General features: G+C 47.0%; 12 protein-coding genes. All 12 read right to left on the reverse strand.

From position 1 onward, the window contains the following. Nucleotides 1–12: 12 nt before the first annotated feature. Nucleotides 13–1,395 carry a 23S rRNA (uracil(1939)-C(5))-methyltransferase RlmD gene (gene rlmD / locus BLS23_RS05220; protein ID WP_089651490.1) on the reverse strand — a complete coding sequence of 461 codons (1,383 nt, stop codon included), beginning with the start codon at nt 1,393–1,395 and terminating at the stop codon, nt 13–15. A 272-nt stretch (nt 1,396–1,667) separates the two neighbouring features. Further along, entirely contained in the window at nt 1,668–2,588 is a 921-nt protein-coding gene (locus BLS23_RS05225) for a diacylglycerol kinase (RefSeq protein ID WP_089651491.1), read from the reverse strand. A gap of 155 nt (nt 2,589–2,743) precedes the next feature. Next, complete coding sequence (gatB, locus tag BLS23_RS05230) at nt 2,744–4,174, reverse strand: Asp-tRNA(Asn)/Glu-tRNA(Gln) amidotransferase subunit GatB (protein ID WP_089651492.1); 1,431 nt, start codon at nt 4,172–4,174, stop codon at nt 2,744–2,746. Then, on the reverse strand, nt 4,174–5,643 hold the full coding sequence (gene gatA / locus BLS23_RS05235) for an Asp-tRNA(Asn)/Glu-tRNA(Gln) amidotransferase subunit GatA (protein ID WP_089651493.1): 1,470 nt from the start codon (nt 5,641–5,643) through the stop codon (nt 4,174–4,176). Before gatA ends, gatB begins: the two co-directional genes overlap by 1 nt. A gap of 12 nt (nt 5,644–5,655) precedes the next feature. Then, complete coding sequence (gene gatC / locus BLS23_RS05240) at nt 5,656–5,946, reverse strand: Asp-tRNA(Asn)/Glu-tRNA(Gln) amidotransferase subunit GatC (RefSeq protein WP_089651494.1); 291 nt, start codon at nt 5,944–5,946, stop codon at nt 5,656–5,658. A 501-nt stretch (nt 5,947–6,447) separates the two neighbouring features. Continuing rightward, on the reverse strand, nt 6,448–7,959 hold the full coding sequence (putP, locus tag BLS23_RS05245; protein ID WP_089651495.1) for a sodium/proline symporter PutP: 1,512 nt from the start codon (nt 7,957–7,959) through the stop codon (nt 6,448–6,450). Between the two features lie 495 nt (nt 7,960–8,454). Next, on the reverse strand, nt 8,455–10,005 hold the full coding sequence (pruA, locus tag BLS23_RS05250; protein ID WP_089651496.1) for an L-glutamate gamma-semialdehyde dehydrogenase: 1,551 nt from the start codon (nt 10,003–10,005) through the stop codon (nt 8,455–8,457). A gap of 785 nt (nt 10,006–10,790) precedes the next feature. Beyond that, nucleotides 10,791–11,936: a CamS family sex pheromone protein gene (locus BLS23_RS05260; RefSeq protein ID WP_089651660.1), complete on the reverse strand. Its 1,146-nt coding sequence runs from the start codon at nt 11,934–11,936 to the stop codon at nt 10,791–10,793. A gap of 89 nt (nt 11,937–12,025) precedes the next feature. Beyond that, complete coding sequence (gene ligA, locus BLS23_RS05265; RefSeq protein WP_089651498.1) at nt 12,026–14,026, reverse strand: NAD-dependent DNA ligase LigA; 2,001 nt, start codon at nt 14,024–14,026, stop codon at nt 12,026–12,028. Nucleotides 14,027–14,040: 14 nt separating this feature from the next. Next, nucleotides 14,041–16,278, reverse strand: a complete 2,238-nt coding sequence (pcrA, locus tag BLS23_RS05270) for a DNA helicase PcrA (protein WP_089651499.1) — start codon at nt 16,276–16,278, stop codon at nt 14,041–14,043. Further along, a complete protein-coding gene (pcrB, locus tag BLS23_RS05275; RefSeq protein WP_089651500.1) occupies nt 16,275–16,985 on the reverse strand; it encodes a heptaprenylglyceryl phosphate synthase in 711 nt (236 codons plus the stop codon). Before pcrB ends, pcrA begins: the two co-directional genes overlap by 4 nt. Before the next feature lie 296 nt (nt 16,986–17,281). After that, nucleotides 17,282–17,869: a YitT family protein gene (locus tag BLS23_RS05280; protein WP_089651661.1), complete on the reverse strand. Its 588-nt coding sequence runs from the start codon at nt 17,867–17,869 to the stop codon at nt 17,282–17,284. Nucleotides 17,870–17,908 lie beyond the last annotated feature (39 nt).

A 17,908-nucleotide genomic window follows, 5' to 3' on the forward strand; every position in this document is an offset into this window, starting at 1 on the left:
ACTACTGAGATTTTACTTTTCTTTCTTCTCCAGCCACGTCACACACTCTACATGACTCGTCTGCGGGAACATATCAACAGGCTGAACTTCCTTCGTCTCATACCCACCATCCTCTAGAATACGAAGATCACGAGCAAGTGTCGACGGATTACAGGATACATAAACAATCCTCTCCGGTTCCATATCCAGCATCGCCTTCAACAGCTCTTCGTCACAACCTTTACGCGGAGGATCGACAACGATAACATCCGGACGCAGCCCCTGGTTGCGCCACCATGGCATAAGCTCTTCCGCTTGTCCGACATAGAATTCTGCGTTTTCCATCTTGTTCAGACGCGCATTCTTCTTCGCATCAGTGACGGCTTCGGGTACGATTTCTACGCCGTACACTTTCTTCGCTTTTTGAGCGAGGAACAAGGAAATGGTTCCAATACCGCAGTAAGCGTCAATGACGGTCTCCCCACCTCTTAAATCGGCATAGTCTAGCGCCTGGTCATAAAGTTTCTTCGTCTGGGTCGGGTTGACCTGGTAGAACGACTTCGGTGAAATCATGAATCGGATATCGCCGATCGTGTCATAAATGTACTCATCGCCCCAGATGATGTTCGTTTCTTTTCCAAGGATGACGTTCGTTTTCGCACTGTTGACGTTATGAACGATCGATTTCACGTTTGGAAAAGCATCACGGATCTCATCGATCATTTTGTCTTTGTGCGGAAGCTTTTTCGTTTTTGTGACGAGTACAATCATGATGTCCTTCGTATTCTGGCCGGTACGGACCATGATGTGTCTCAGTACACCGCGATGGGTCTGTTCATCATAGGCATCGATTCCGTGTTTGGATGCGATGCGGCGGACGGTTTCGACCATGCGATCGTTCATTTCGTCCTGGATCAGGCATGTGTCCATGTCGATGATGTTGTGGCTTCGTTTCTGATAGAAGCCTGTCATCAGTTCGCCGTCTTCTTTCTGCCCGACAGGAATCTGGACTTTGTTTCGGTAACGCCACGGGTCCTCCATACCGACTGTCGGGTGGACAGGGACATGCTCGAGATGTCCGATTTTCTTCATGTTGTCTTTCACTTGCTTCTGTTTCATATCGAGCTGCATTTGATAACTCATATGTTGAAGCTGACAGCCGCCGCACTGGTAGAAAACATCACATGGCGGCTCAACACGGTCTTCACTTGCTTCTGTCACTTTCACCAGCTTGCCAAAGCCGAAGTTCTTTTTCACTTTGACGACTTTGACTTCGGCCTTTTCACCAGGAAGGCCATGTGGTACGAAAAGTGGATAGCCATCGACTTTCCCTACCCCATTGCCTTCGTGGGTCAAATCTTCAAAGCTCAGTTCAATCGTCTCGTTTTTCTGTACCGGCGGTTTCGGTTTCGCCATTGTTCATCCGTCCTTTATCGCATTCTTTATCTATATACTCTACACGTAGTTTATCATATCATTTAGTGCGGAGTCGCCCTGGTAGCTGCGACAAGCATAAGAACAACGGAACTGAAAAGTGATCTCCCTTTTCAGAGCCGGTGTACTTATGACCTCGAGCAGCTGGGCGACGCAGCCGGATATCCATAAGTGTGAAGTCGCCCCGACGGGCTAGAGTACTGCCTACAAACAAAACAAAAGAACGCCACTGTCTCACACAGCAGCGCTCCCCATTATTCTTCTTCGTCAGCTTCTTCTTCTTTAAATATATCTTCTGGGACAAAAAAGTCCAGATGTCTGTATAAATTGACAAATTCCCCGGGCAATAATCCACCGAATTCCCCGTCAATATTCAACTGCATCTTTTCATCTGTCTTCACTTTCACACGGCTTGCGGTCGTGTGGAAGAATTTCGGATGATTCAAGTGGTTGCCCTGAATCGCTAGTGTCGCCAAGCGGACGAATTCTGCGATGTTCATTTTTTCAATGATCATCAGATCAAAAAGCCCGTCATCCATTCGGGCGGATGGAGCCAGTTTTTCCAGGCCGCCGACAGAGTTGGTGTTACTGACGAGGAAAAGCATGATCTCGCCTTCATACCATTTGCCGTCATACTCCATCTCGACATAGGTTGGACGGATCGATGGCAGCATTTCAATGCCTTTTAAGTAGTAAGCGAGCTGACCAATCATCGTCTTCAGCTTACTCGGTACTTCATAAGAGATTTCAGTTATTTTACCGCCACCGGCGATGTTCATGAAATATTGGTCGTTGACACGGCCGATATCGAGCGGATGGCTGTAACCTTCCAGGATGATATCCACCGCTTTATGAATGTTTCTAGGCACGTGTAAGGCACGGGCAAAATCGTTCGTTGTCCCGACTGGAATGATGCCGACTTTCGGTTTGTGTGGTTTTTCGGCAAGTCCGTTGATCACTTCATTGATGGTTCCGTCTCCCCCTGCAGCGACAACAAGATCGAATTCACGATCGACGGCGTATTCCGCTGCTTTGACGGCGTCACCAGCACATGTTGTGGCATGAGTGGAGGTTTCGTAACCGGACTGTTCGAACCGTTGCAGAATGTCCGGGAGAACCTTGCGTATGACTTCTCTTCCAGAGGTCGGGTTATATATAATTCGGGCACGTTTCATCGTGTATGACCCCCTTTTCTATCCAAGCATGTTCCATTCTACATCATAGCGCTTTTTCCTGGATTTGCAAACCATTTCTATAGTATATGATGGCAAGTCCTAAACCATACGAAAGCACGCACCAGCAAGTGCGTGCTTCCTTATCATTCAAGCGCTTAGCGCTTTTCCATTTCTGCAAGGATGATCTTGTTAACCATCGGCGGGTTCGCTTGTCCTTTGGTTTCTTTCATCACCTGTCCGACAAGGAATCCAAGGGCTTTATCTTTTCCGTTCTTGAAGTCTTCGATGGACTGCGGGTTGTTGTCCATGATGCCGACGACGATTTCAGTCAGCTGGCCTTCGTCGGAAATCTGTACAAGTCCTTTATCCTTAACGATCTTCTCAGGATCGCCGCCTTTTTCTACAAGCTCTGTGAAGACTTTCTTCGCGATCTTGGAACTGATCGTTCCGTCTTCGATCAGCTGAATCATATTCGCAAGAGAAGCCGGCGTAAGCTCAAGTTCATGAAGTTCTTTATAGTGCTTGTTCATGTAAGCAGAAACTTCACCCATCAACCAGTTGGATGCCTGCTTGATGTCCGCTCCTTCGGCAATTGTATCTTCGAAGAAATCGGAGAGCTCTTTGTTGTTTGTCAGAACCATTGCATCATATTCTGGAAGTTTCAGTTCTTCGATGTAACGCTTCTTACGAGCATCTGGAAGCTCAGGAATTTCGGCACGGATGCGTTCTTTCCAAGCTTCATCGATGTGTAGTGGTACTAGATCCGGCTCTGGGAAGTAACGATAGTCGTCAGAACCTTCTTTGACACGCATCAGAATCGTTTCTTTCGTCTGCTCATCGTAACGGCGTGTCTCCTGAAGGATTTCTCCACCGGAAAGCAATTCTTTCTGCTGACGCTTCTCTTCAAATTCCAGTCCTTTTTGTACAAAGGAGAAGGAGTTCAAGTTCTTAAGCTCTGTCTTCGTACCGAACTCTTCCTGACCGATCGGGCGGATAGAAAGGTTGGCGTCACATCTTAGTGAACCTTCTTCCATTTTACAGTCGGAAACGCCAGTGTACTGGATGATGTTCTTCAATGCTTCCAAGTACGCGTACGCTTCTTTCGGTGAACGGATGTCCGGCTCAGATACGATCTCAACGAGCGGAGTACCTTGACGGTTGTAGTCGACAAGGGAGTAGCCGTCATCACTGTGTGTCAGTTTACCAGCATCTTCTTCCATGTGAAGACGCGTAATACCGATACGCTTTTTCTTGCCATCGACTTCGATATCGATGTAACCATTCTCACCGATCGGCTTGTCAAACTGGGAGATTTGATAAGCTTTCGGGTTGTCCGGATAGAAGTAGTTTTTACGGTCGAACTTCGTGTCTGTCGCGATGTCACAGTTCAATGCCATGGATGCTTTCATCGCAAAGTTGACGGCTTCTTCGTTCAACACCGGCAGAACTCCTGGGTACCCAAGATCGATCGGGTTTACGTTCGTATTTGGATCATCTCCGAACATGTTCGGAGACGGGCTGAAGATTTTCGAGTCTGTTTTCAATTCTACGTGGACTTCAAGTCCGATAATCGTTTCAAAGTTCATTAGCGCGCACCTCCAAGGGACGGGCGTTGTTTATGATAATCAGTCGCCTGTTCGAAGGCATGAGCGGCACGGTAAACGGTACCTTCATCGAAGTGTTTTCCGATGATCTGAAGGCCGATCGGAAGACCGTCTCCAGAGAAACCGCATGGGATAGAGATTCCTGGTACGCCTGCAAGGTTAACCGGAATCGTCAAAATATCGTTTGCGTACATCGTCATTGGATCATCGACTTTGTCCCCTACTTTGAAGGCAGGTGTCGGTGTTGTCGGCCCGATGATGACATCGTAGTCTTCGAATACTTTTTCAAAATCGTTCTTGATCAATGTACGAACTTGCTGGGCTTTCTTGTAGTACGCATCGTAGTACCCGGAGCTTAGTGCAAAGGTTCCAAGCATGATCCGGCGCTTCACTTCGTCACCGAAACCTTCGGCGCGGGAACGCATGAACATATCAAGCATGTTTTTCGCATCTTCCGCACGCTTACCGTAACGGACACCGTCGAAACGGGCCAGGTTCGCAGATGCTTCAGAGGACGAAATCAGGTAGTACGTGGATAGCGCGTACTTGGAGTGAGGAAGAGAAACTTCTTCCCAAGTCGCACCCATTTTTTCGTATTCTTTAAGAGCAGCTTTGACTGCTTCTTTTACTTCTTCAGAAACCCCTTCAGAAAGGTACTCTTTCGGCACACCGATCTTCATGCCTTTCACATCACCAGTCAGAGACTCGGTGTATTTCGGCACTTCGACGTTCGCAGAAGTAGAGTCCATCTTGTCATGACCAGCGATCGTTTCAAGCAAGAACGCGTTGTCCTCGACGCTGCGAGTGATCGGTCCGATCTGATCAAGAGAAGAGGCAAATGCGATCAATCCGAAACGGGAAACACGACCGTATGTCGGTTTCAATCCGACCACACCACAATAAGCAGCTGGCTGACGGATAGAACCACCTGTATCAGAACCGAGGGAGTAAGGAACTTCTCCTGCGGCTACAGCTGCTGCAGAACCACCACTGGATCCGCCTGGAACGTAATCGGTATTCCAAGGGTTACGAGCCGCTGCATAGCTTGAGTTTTCGTTGGAAGAACCCATCGCGAATTCATCCATGTTCAATTTTCCGATGGTAACGGACTTGGCGTCATTCAGTTTGTTGACAACCGTCGCGTCGTACAAAGGATCATCGAGGTTAGACAGAATCTGGCTTCCTGCTGTCGTACGCAGTCCTTTTGTTACGATGTTGTCTTTCACACCAATTGGTAGACCAAAGAGCTTCGCATCGTCGTTGCCGCGCTCCTGATCAAGTTCTGCCGCCTGCTTTTTCGCTGCTTCTTTGTTCAAAGTAATGAACGCCTGAACTTCTTCGTCCACTTCTTCAATTCGATTATAAGATTCCTCCACTAAGTCCGTGACAGAAATCTCTTTGTTATGTAGCTTCTCTTGAAGCTCACGTAATGTATAGTCAAATAAAGACATCGTCGAACCTCCTTATTCCAATACGGATGGCACTTTGAACTGTCCATCCTGCTTGTCTGGTGCATTTTTCAGTGCATCATCCTGAGAAATCCATTTCTTCGGCTCGTCCTTACGCATGACGTTCTTCAAATCAAGAACGTGGGTCGTAGGCTCGACGCCTGTTGTATCTAGTTCATTCAACTGTTCAGCATACGTGATGATGTCATCAAGCTGCTTTGTGAATGTCGTTGCTTCTTCTTCCGTGATCGCAAGGCGCGCGAGATTCGCGACGTGCTTCACTTCCTCTTTGCTAATTCTGGACATAATGCGACCTCCATTTCGATCTCACATAATATATGATCATACCAAATATCAGAATCCATTTTCAACGTACGGATACACCTTTCTTATCTTAACACATCAAAAGGACGCTGTCTTACCGTGAAAGCTCCCTTATTTGGAAGGGTTAGTTTCTAGACTTTAGTAAGTGGATTTGGTGGGTTGGGAAAGAGGGATTCCCGAAACTCGCTGTATGATTGGATAGCTTCCTGACTGGAAGAACTGTGAATGTAGCGTTTACTGAAGTGTAATTCTTCGGATTCAATAAAACGCTGATTAGCCACATAACGATTTAGAAAAAGTCATCTAAAATAGATTGATTAAGAAAAAGCTAGGCGAAACCCGGCAGGAAAGCGAGCCTAGCTCCACAACACTGACCCTATAAACGACTACAACTATATTTCCACCATTGCCTTTTATCCCCTTATTAAAAGAAAAAATTCCCGGCCATAAGACCGGGAATTTTGTAGTGAAGAACTTAACTTTTTACATTTTCGTAACTTTATCAAATTCTTCAGCAATATCTTTCGGTGGTTGACCAGCAAGGCTGACAAGAATAGCGACAAGTCCACCAAGGATGAAACCAGGTACGATTTCATAAAGGTCGAAGATTCCGCCACTCAAGAAGTCCGCCCATACAACAACGGTAACCGCACCGACGATGATTCCGGCAAGCGCACCATTACGTGTAATGCCTTTCCAGAATAGGGACAAGATGATAACGGGACCGAATGCGGCACCGAAACCTGCCCAAGCGTAAGATACAAGACCAAGAACGGTACTGTCCGGGTTACCTGCAAGAAGCACGGCGATCAAGGCGATACCGGCTACGGCAGCACGACCAACCCATACCAATTCTTTTTCAGTAGCATTCTGGCGGAACAGTGCTTTGTAGAAGTCCTCTGCAAGTGCAGAAGAAGATACAAGCAACTGAGAGTCAATGGTACTCATAATGGCAGATAGGATCGCTGCTAGTAAGATACCTGCAATGACTGGGTGGAACAGGATTTGGGAGAACGTGATGAAAATCTTCTCCGAGTCGACAAGCATTTGGATGCCGCCTTCTGTCATCACTTCTGCATTAAATGTAGAAAGATCCGCTACATCCGCAGTGTTGATGTACGCAAGTCCGAATAGACCTGTGAAGATCGCACCGTAAAGACCTAGAACCATCCAGCCGATACCGATCAAGCGTGCTTTCGGAACGTCCTTAGGAGAACGTAGGGCCATAAAACGTACAAGGATGTGCGGCTGACCGAAGTAACCAAGTCCCCAAGCAAGGGAAGATAGAATCGCAAGGGCACCGACACCTTGAACCATGTTCAAGTGAGATGGATCGATTTGGGCTACTGCGTCTGTTGCAGCATTCCAACCACCAAGTTCAGTAATCGCAACAATTGGTACAGCGATCAATGCAAAGAACATCAAGATACCTTGAACAAAGTCTGTCCAACTTACGGCTAGGAATCCACCTAAGAAAGTGTAAGATATAGTAACAATTGCACCTAACCATAGAGCTTGTGTATAACTCAATGCAAAGGAAGCTTCAAACAGCTTCGCACCGGCAACCATACCGGAAGATGTATAGAAGGTGAAGAATAAAAGAATGACAGCTGCAGAAATGACACGTAACACGTGGGAGTGATCACGGAAGCGGTTCTCAAGATAGTCTGGAACAGTAATCGAGTCATTTGCAATCTCCGTGAATACACGAAGTCGGCGTGCGACGAACTGCCAGTTTAAGTATGCACCAATAGCGAGACCGACACCGATCCAAGCTGCGGACAATCCTCCAGCATAAATCGCGCCAGGCAAACCTAGTAGCAACCAACCACTCATGTCGGATGCACCGGCAGATAGTGCGGCAACTCCTGGACCTAAACGACGACCACCTAAGACATAGTCAGATAAATCACTTGTTAGACGATATGCAGCAAAACCGATTCCCAGCATACCGATTAAATAGACAATAAACGTTATTAACGTAGCAGTACTCATGTTTTGTTATTCGCTCCTCTCAGTGAATAGTGTAATGATAGATAGAATAATTAAAATTGGCATTGGTACAAATAACCAGAACCATGTTGCTCCAGCGATGGTTGCTGATGTTGCAGTAGCGAGTTCAAACACATTTCCACCTCCCAAATGTTGGTTTATACAATCCTATGCAAATCGTACCGACGCATGGTTCTTAAGTCGTATTGACTTAAAAAAACCAAACACAGGTACAACTATATCATATAACTTTTGTAAGAACATTGCAAAAATTGTGTTAATGGGTCGTAATTGTATTTTTATTCGTTAATTCAGTATAAAAATACACATATGTGACATTTTTATGATATTCATTCACAAAATTTATTTTTAAAAATTTTAGAGCCCATAAAAAAATGGGGAAATGTTCCCTTTTCCCGACAGCGTTAGTATGTTCCATTTTTCATAAAAAAATCCCTTTCCACATACATGTGGATGAGGGATTTTTTGGTCGTTCTATTACAACATTTCAGATGTTGTTTTGCCTTGCATATGATGAATAAGATAATCAGGTCCACCGGCCTTCGAATCGGTTCCGGACATATTGAATCCACCGAACGGATGATAGCCTACAATGGCTGCTGTACATCCACGGTTGAAGTACAGGTTACCGACATGGAAATCTTCGCGTGCTTTTTCAATATGCTCGCGATTGTTGGAAATGACTGCCCCAGTCAAGCCATATTCGGTATTGTTAGCGAATTCGATCGCTTCATCGAATGATTTCGCCTTCGTGAAGCCTACAACTGGACCGAAGATCTCCTCCTGCATAAGGCGGGCTTCCGGATCAAGGTCAGCAAAAACCGTCGGTGCGACGAACCAGCCTTTACTGTCGTCTCCTTTTCCGCCTGTCATCAGTCTTCCTTCTTCCTTACCGATTTCGATATAACTCATGATCTTATCATAAGCGCCCTGATCGATGACCGGCCCCATATAGTTGCTGTTATCGGTTGGATCGCCATAGTTCACTTGTTCCTTCGTCTTCTGAACGACTCGATCCAGCAGCTCATCATACACACCTTCATGAGCAATGACACGGGAACATGCGGAGCATTTTTGTCCGGAAAAACCGAAGGCCGAATACGTAATCGCATCAGCAGCAAGCTCGAGGTCAGAATCGCTGTCGACGACGATCGTATCCTTTCCGCCCATCTCTATGATGGTACGCTTCAACCACTTTTGACCATCGTGGACTTTTGCGGCACGTTCGAACAAACGGGTACCGACTTCACGAGAGCCTGTAAAGCTGATAAAACGCGTCCGAGGGTGATCGACAAGATAGTCGCCGACTTCTTTTCCGCTTCCCGGGATATAGTTGATGACCCCTTTCGGCAGTCCTGCTTCTTCTAACACTTCCATCATTTTGTAAGCGATGATCGGAGTTGCACTCGCCGGCTTCAGAAGAACCGTATTGCCGGATACCATAGCGGCAACCGTCGTTCCGCACATGATGGCAAAAAGGAAGTTCCATGGGGAAATGACAACCCCTACCCCAAGCGGAATGTAATGAAACCGGTTATTTTCTATCGGACGGGAATTGATTTCCACGCCTTTATCAATTTCAAGCATTTGTCGCCCATAATACTCCATGAAGTCGATCGCTTCTGCTGTATCCGCATCTGCCTCTTTCCATGGTTTCCCGCCTTCTTTCACGAGGTGTGCCGTGAACTCATGCTTACGACGACGAACGATTGCCGCAGCGCGGAAAAGGATATCTGCACGGAACTTCGCTTTCGTCTTTCTCCACCAGTCAAACGTCTCGTCTGCCACCTGGTGAGCTTTCTCAGCCAAGTCCTGATTCGCCTTCGACACATAGCCGATGACTTCCTTCTTGTTGGCCGGATTGACGACCTCGATCTTGTCATCCGTCATGATCCGCTCCCCGCCGATGATCAGAGGGTACTCTTTTCCAAGGTCCGCTTCTACCTGCTTGATTGCCGCCTGCAGAGCTTTCCGATTTTCTTCCACTGTGAAATCAGTAAATGGTTCGTGTTTGTAAGGGACTACCATAAAAAAACCGCCTCCTTGAAAAGTAAAATGGGTGACGCTATGTAATAGTTTGAAAATTACCACATTAAGCGTTTCCATAACTATTCTATCGTAACGGTGAATCTAGTTCAATCGATTGAGACTGATTTCATCGGAAATATCCGCCTGTGCACAACTGTGGCCAAACATTTTCTAATATAATCGGATTTGCTCGATATTTTTCTACTTTTGTCGAATTTCAATCATTCCACGAACCACTTCTCTTATAAGAAAGCTTCCGATTGTGGAAGACTCAGTTTCGATATGTTTTCGGGATTCGTTTGCCATAATGGGAGTCAGGGGTGCCTGGGAAGCTACTCGTCTAGCTCCATCGCCCACGGGAGTCTCGCAGCTTCCCAACCAACCCATTCGATATAAGGGAGAAACGACCCCCTGTAGCAAGTTGGATTGCCTGCCACTATCCAACTGTTAGAAATATAAAGCGCTTTGTATCAAGCTTTTACGTTCTGTGGAGAGGTTTATATGATCCACTTTCCTCGATCATACAAGCTGATTTCTTAGAAGTGGTTTCGAGAATTTCCCACGGCAAAGGGGCGAAGGGGAATGGCGAGACTCCTGCGGGGAAAAAGTGCAGGGTGAGACCCCACAGGACGCAGTCCGAGGAGGCTCACCGCGCTCCCGCGGAAAGCGAGTTATTCCCCGCAGCCCCTATCCTCTCAACTAAAGTCTCGAAATCCACTCTTAAACAATCCTGGCATTTTCTTTAATAACAAAGACCACATGGAGTGGGCCATGTGGTCTTTGTGTTATTCGTAAACATGAACGAAAGGTTCCTGCTCGCCGGCTTTTTTGACGATCAGACTTTCCGGTTCATCCATGCTGTGGATATTCACTTGGACGTTATAATGATCTGCAAACATTTCGTTTACAAGACTGTACACATATTGTGTAAAACCGACAACTTCCGATTCAGACTGGAACTGGATCGGAATTTCAATCGACACTTCGCGAAGTTCGTTATTCACGTAAAATCCATTGGCGATCATACCTACAAAGTTCGGGAAGTAATCGGATACTTCTTTTCTGAAGTCCGTAAAGATCTGTGAGTCATCGAAGTGATCCTCTTCTCCTTCATTGGAAGGAAACAGGACGTGCTTTTCATCAATGTTATCCCAACCATTAATGGTAAGGTCGGACCCTTTGACATACGTTTTACTTAAAAACTTGCCTGGAACTTTCGAGCTCGCTTCCTCTTCTTCATACAGGGCAAAAACAACCGGAACATTGTTAAGCTCTTCTCTCTCCCGAATCCGCTTCAAAATTTCCCCGGCATATTCTTTCCCTTTTTGAAGAAGCTCCTCAGTTGAATGGTCTACAGAGAGGCTTTGGCCTTCAGCCGTGAAATTATAGACGGTTCTCAATGAAATTCCGATGGTCACTCCGCTTAGCTCCACCTTATTTTCATCTTGTCTAACTAAGTAATTCTGCTCGATGATATTCGATATATATCGTGGACTTTCACGAAACTCTTCTTCGGTCGCTTCATCTTCATTAAGTTCCGGATTTAAGCCATCTTCATTTCCTGAACTCTCCCGGCCTAACCACTGGAGCAGCGTATCCCCTTCAAAGTATTGACCTGGCTGGAAAAAATACTTGTCCGGATCGAAATATTCTTTAGAATGGCGGCGGAGGCCACTTTCGAATTCATCGATGTCCATCCGGTTCCCCATCTGGTTCGTCGTCACGGCTCGTGCGGTTGAAACCTTCGGACTGCTTTCTGTCAGGATCATCCGATAATCCTTTTCCGACATATTGTAGTTCGGGATGATGGCGGATTGATTATTTTTTTCATCTTTCGTTTCCTGTATGACTTCTTCTCTGTTGTCAAAAACGGGCGTACACGCGCTTACGACGAGCAATGAACTAAGCAACAGTGCGTGCATCTTCCTCATGCTTTCCACTCCCTTAATGAGACCAGCCGGAGCGTCTTTGTTCAATCACGCTCCGGCTCCTCTTGTATAACCATAAAACGTTTGATCAATCAGGATAGAGCGTTTTTAAACTGCTCTTCATCCCAAATTTCAATCCCCAAATCTGATGCTTTCGTGTACTTGGAACCGGCGTCTTCGCCAGCGATGAGAAGGTCGGTTTTCTTACTGACACTTCCTGTCACTTTACCGCCAAGTTCCTCGATCATTTTCTTCATTTCCGAACGGCTGTATTCTTCCATTTTCCCTGTAAGTACCACAGTCTTATCGTTGAAAGGAGAATCGATCGGCTGATCGCTCTTCTTAGCGTCCTTATACTCCATGTTGAGACCGAGCTGCTTCAATTCTTCCAATAATTGTATGACCTGGTCTTCATCAAAATAGCTGGCAATCGATTCGGCCATTTTGCTGCCGATTTCAGGAATAGCTTCTAGAGCCTCAGCATCCGCTTCGACGAGAGCGTCCATATGTTCAAAATGCTGGGCAAGCGTGCTAGCTGCTTTTGAACCGACGTAACGCACGCCAAGACCAAACAGCAGTCGTTCGAGGGAGTTTTCTTTTGAAGCTTCAATCGCGTTCAAAAGGTTCTCCACCGATTTTTCACCCATACGATCAAGCTGTAGGAGCTCTTCACGGTCGAGCTTATATAAATCTGCGATCGTATGAATCAAGTTTTCCTGGAACAGTTGGGCAATCACTTTTTCTCCAAGACCTTCAATATCCATCGCATTTCTTGAAACGAAGTGGATCAAGCCTTCCCGTAATTGTGCCGGGCAGTTCGGGTTCACACATCGTAAGGCGACTTCTTCATCGAGACGGACGAGCTCGCTGCCACATTCCGGACATTCTTCCGGCATGCGGTACGGTTCTTCCTCTCCTGTCCGCTGATCTTCAAGAACGCGGACGACTTCCGGAATGATGTCCCCGGCTTTTTTGATGACGACCGTGTCTCCGATGCGGATATCTTTTTCGATAATCAGATCTTCATTGTGCAAGGATGCACGTTGGACCGTTGTTCCCGCGACCTTGACGGGATCAAGAATCGCTGTCGGCGTCACGGCTCCTGTACGGCCGACACTGAGTTCAATATCTTTCAGTTTCGTGATTGCTTCTTCAGCTGGGAACTTATAGGCCGTTGCCCAGCGCGGGCTCTTCGCTGTAAAGCCTAAGTCTTCTTGTTGATCTAGGCTGTCCACTTTGATGACGATGCCGTCAATCTCGTAATCAAGGTCCGCGCGGTGTTCGACCCAGCTATTCACATAGTCGATGACCTCTTCGATATCGTTACACTTTTTCCACTCCGGATTCGTTTTCAATCCGAGCTCTTTCATTTTCTCCAGGCGTTCACTGTGGGCTTCGGTCGGATCGTTCTCCCAGACGCCGATGCCGTATAGGAAAATATCCAGATTACGCTTGGCGGCGATTTTCGGATCCAGCTGCCTTAGTGAACCTGCGGCTGCGTTACGCGGGTTGGCGAAAGGTTCCTCCCCATTTGATTCTTTCGCTTCATTCAATGCCATGAACGATTTCTTCGGCATATACGCTTCACCACGGACTTCGACGGTCACTGGTTCTTTCAGGCGAAGAGGAATGTTGCGGATAGTACGAAGGTTTTTCGTAATATCCTCCCCGGTCGTTCCATCTCCACGCGTCGCTCCCCGGACGAAGATGCCATCTTCGTATTTCAAAGAAACCGCAAGGCCGTCGATTTTCAGTTCACATACGTAATTGACCTCTGCATCAGTGCCATTTTTCACGCGACGGTCGAAGTCACGCAGTTCTTCATCGTTAAAAGCATTTCCAAGGCTGAGCATCGGGATGTCGTGCTGTACTTTTACAAAAGCATCGAGAGGTTTTCCGCCGACCCGCTGGGAAGGCGAATCCGGCGTCTGCAAATCCGGATATTCTTCTTCAAGCTTAATCAGTTCCTGCATCTTTTTATCATATTCATAGTCCGAAACACTCGGAGCATCGAGCGTGTGGTATTCATAGCTATACTGCTCGAGATTCTGTCTGAGTATTTCGATCTTTTGCTTAGCTTCCGTTGCGTTCATATCCATCCACTTCCTTACGCTTTCGTAATCGGAGCAAAACGGGCAAGCAGGCGCTTGATGCCTGTTGGTGCTGGGAAGGCGATATCGAGTTCCATCGCATCTCCTTCACCCTGCACTTTGACGACCGTGCCTTCGCCCCACTTTTTGTGCTGCGCTTTGTCCCCAGGCTGCCAGCCGATCTTCTCTCCACCTGACGAAGCTTTTTTCTCAGGCTTCTTCGCGGCACGTTTTTTCGGAGCTGCTTGAGGCTTCGTACCGAAAGGCGTGCTTTCACGTTTTTTATTGAAAAATGGCAGTTCTTCTTTCTCTTCTTTTCCTTCGATCAGCTCTTGCGGAATTTCATGAATAAAACGGCTGATTGGATTCATGTTCGTCCGGCCGTAGAGCGTACGCATTTTTGCATGAGAAATGAACAGCTCTTTTTCCGCACGGGTGATTCCGACATAGGCGAGACGGCGTTCTTCTTCCATTTCCTCTTCATCCATAAGCGCACGGCTGTGTGGGAAGACGTTCTCTTCCATACCGATCAGGAAGACGACCGGGAATTCCAGTCCCTTCGCTGAGTGCAGTGTCATCAACGTAACCGTATCGTCACTACTAGGGTCTTCATTCATAGAATCAATATCCGCAATCAAAGCGAGATCCGTCAAGAAAGCGACGAGTGTCTTATCTTCTGCATACTCTTCGAAATTCTTTGTAACGGATTTAAATTCTTCGATGTTCTCTAGACGGCTTTGCGCTTCAATGCTTTTCTCGTTCATGAGCATCTCTTCATAGCCAGTTTTGTCGATGACTTCCTGGACCATATCGGTCGCAGAAAGGAATTCCTGCTGCTCCGCCCAGTTTTGGATCATCTTACGAAAACTCATGATCGCTTTCGCTGCTTTGGCGCTGACGCCGACAAAGTCAACTTCGGCTGCAGCTTCGTATAGGGAAATGTCGTGATCTGCCGCATAGGCAAGCATTTTATCCATACTCGTTTTTCCGACACCGCGCTTCGGTTCGTTGACGACACGCTGGAAGCTTAAGTCGTCGTTCGGGTTGGCGATGAGACGCAGGTAGGCCAGCAGGTCCTTGATCTCTTTACGATCATAGAACTTCGTGCCACCGATCATCTGATACGGGATGCCTGCTTTGACGAACGTTTCCTCAATCGTACGTGATTGGGCGTTCGTACGGTACAAGATCGCCACGTCCTGATAGCGGAACTTTCCTTGGCGGACGAGGTCTTCAATTTTATCTGTGACAAAAAGACCTTCCTCACGTTCGGTTCCTGCCTGCTTGTAATGGATCTTCTCTCCACCTTTATTGTCCGTCCAAAGACGCTTCGGCTTACGGCCACTGTTCTTATCAATGACATTATTGGCAGCATCCAAGATCAATTCTGTGGAGCGGTAGTTCTGCTCAAGTAGAATCGTCCGTGCTTTCGGGTAATCACTTTCAAAGTTCAGGATGTTTTGAATATCCGCTCCGCGCCACGCATAAATCGACTGGTCGGAATCTCCGACGACGCAAAGGTTCTGGTATCGGCTCGCCAAATGTTTAACGAGTTGATATTGGGCATGGTTCGTATCCTGATACTCATCGACATGAATGTACTGGAAGCGGCGCTGATAGGATTCAAGCACTTCGGGCACTTCGTCGAAAAGTCTCAGAGTCTGCATGATCAAGTCGTCGAAATCGAGTGACTGATTTTTGCGGAGCTTCTTTTGATAGCCTTTATAAATTTGAGCGATCTGTTCTTCATGCATGTTGTTCGCTTTTCTTTCATAATCCTCCGCGGTCATCAGTTCGTTCTTCGAATTACTGATCGCACCGAGCATCGCACGTGGGTCCCATTTTTTCGGGTCGAGGTTGATCTCTTTCAGCACTTGTTTAATGACAGAAAGCTGATCGCTCGAATCCAGGATGGAAAAGTTACGGTCATAACCGATCCGGTCGATGTCACGTCTCAGGATCCGTACACACATCGAGTGGAACGTGGACATCCAGATTTTTTCTCCGTCTTTGCCGACAAGAGATTCGACACGCTCTTTCATTTCGCGTGCCGCTTTATTGGTAAACGTAATCGCTAATATATTCCGTGGCGCAACATCTTTTTCACTAAGTAGATAGGCGATGCGGTGAGTCAGTACTCGTGTTTTACCACTTCCTGCACCTGCCATGATGAGCAGCGGGCCTTCTGTGTGGGTCACCGCTTCTCGTTGTTCTGTATTCAAGCCTTGAATCAATGCGTTCAATGCCTGTGTCATGAGGGTCCACCATCCTTCATCTTCATTGATTTAACGGCTTCGACCGTTTTAAGAGCAACCTCTAGGTTATCATAAATCACATCGCCGACAACGATGACATCTGCATAAGCGGCCATTTCTGACGCCTGTTCTTCCGAAGTAATGCCCCCGCCGTAGACGAGAGATGTATTTTTTAATTCACGAGCCACGTCTTTGACCAAGCCGGGGTTCCCGTACGTTCCGCTGTATTCCATGTAGAAAACGGGCAGACGGAAGATGTGTTCAGCCATCCGGGCATAGGCTAGGACATCTTCATAATCCGGAAGCGAGCAATCGGTCCGTTTGAACACCTTCGCTTCAGGGTTGAGTACACAATACCCTTCGGGCAGCATGTCCTCCCATTCGATCACATCTGCATATTCTTTGATCGCCTGGTGCTGCACATCGATCATCCACTTCTTATCGCCACTATTCAGCACAAGAGGGATGAAATAAGCATCAAACCCAAGCGTTATCGCTTCAATATCCGAAACTTCAAGCACGAAACTGATATCGTACGCCTCAATGCGTTCCTGCAAATCCATGACGTTCTCGAACGTAATGCCGTCTGTACCGCCGACAATAATCGCATCTGTTCCTGATGTACATATCTTCTTCAATTCTGCGTCTGTAATCGTCTTATTCGGATCAAGCTTGAACACATGATCCCACTCGCTTATATTGTACATTTCCGTCCTCCAAAACAACAGTTATCCATCTACCCATTATAGCAAATTTTCATCCCCGGGTTGAGGGGCACAACCAAACAATTCTATGACCTTTGTGAGAGTGGTTGCGGGAGTTTGATTTGGTAATATATGTATGACCTGGTACACCATAAATTGTAAACATACAAAAGCCCGTCCTCTCTATTTAAAATGAGAGTCGGGCTATGGTTGTGTTGCTGGGAAGTTATTGGAGACCAGGTCATACAATTATTACCAAACTAAATCATCAAAGACGATGTCATACATATATTACCAGGTCACGAAGGTTGCTCAGGTAGGAGGCGGGTGGATGTGAAGGTCATGGTTACGAGTCCGACGCTTAGGATGGTGATGGCGGAGAGCATGAGTGTCTCGAGCGAAAACAGATAGCCACTGGCACCGATGACAACGGCATCTATCGCGAGGATGACGAAGCCGACATTGACTTTGCACCAATCGGCGATCATTTGGGCGAGCAGGTCGGTGCCACCCGTACTTGTATGCACGCGGAGCATCAACCCGATTCCTCCGCCAACGAGCGCTCCTCCAATGATGGAACTGATCGCTGGATCGAGCGGCAAATGATGGGCGCGCAACCCTTGGAGAAGGTCAATGGAAAAAGAAGAAATCAACAACCCATGCAGACTGTTGTAGAAATACGTACGGTAATAGAACCAGGCGAGCGTAAAGATCGGAATGCTGAAGCAGATAATCGTCAGCCCGACCTCAAGCCCCCATATGTAATTGGCGATCATCCCGATTCCGATGATGCCTCCATCTAAAACATGATCTGGAATCAGGAAAAAGTTGATGCCAAGTGAAAGTATCATACTGCCGAGAATGATCATGGCGCCTTTTTTCAACATCGTCTTCATCGGACAGCTCCCCTTCCATAGTACTAGCCT

It is taken from the genome of Halobacillus aidingensis (assembly GCF_900104185.1).
In the GTDB taxonomy this organism is placed as follows: Bacteria; Bacillota; Bacilli; order Bacillales; family Halobacillaceae; genus Halobacillus; species Halobacillus aidingensis.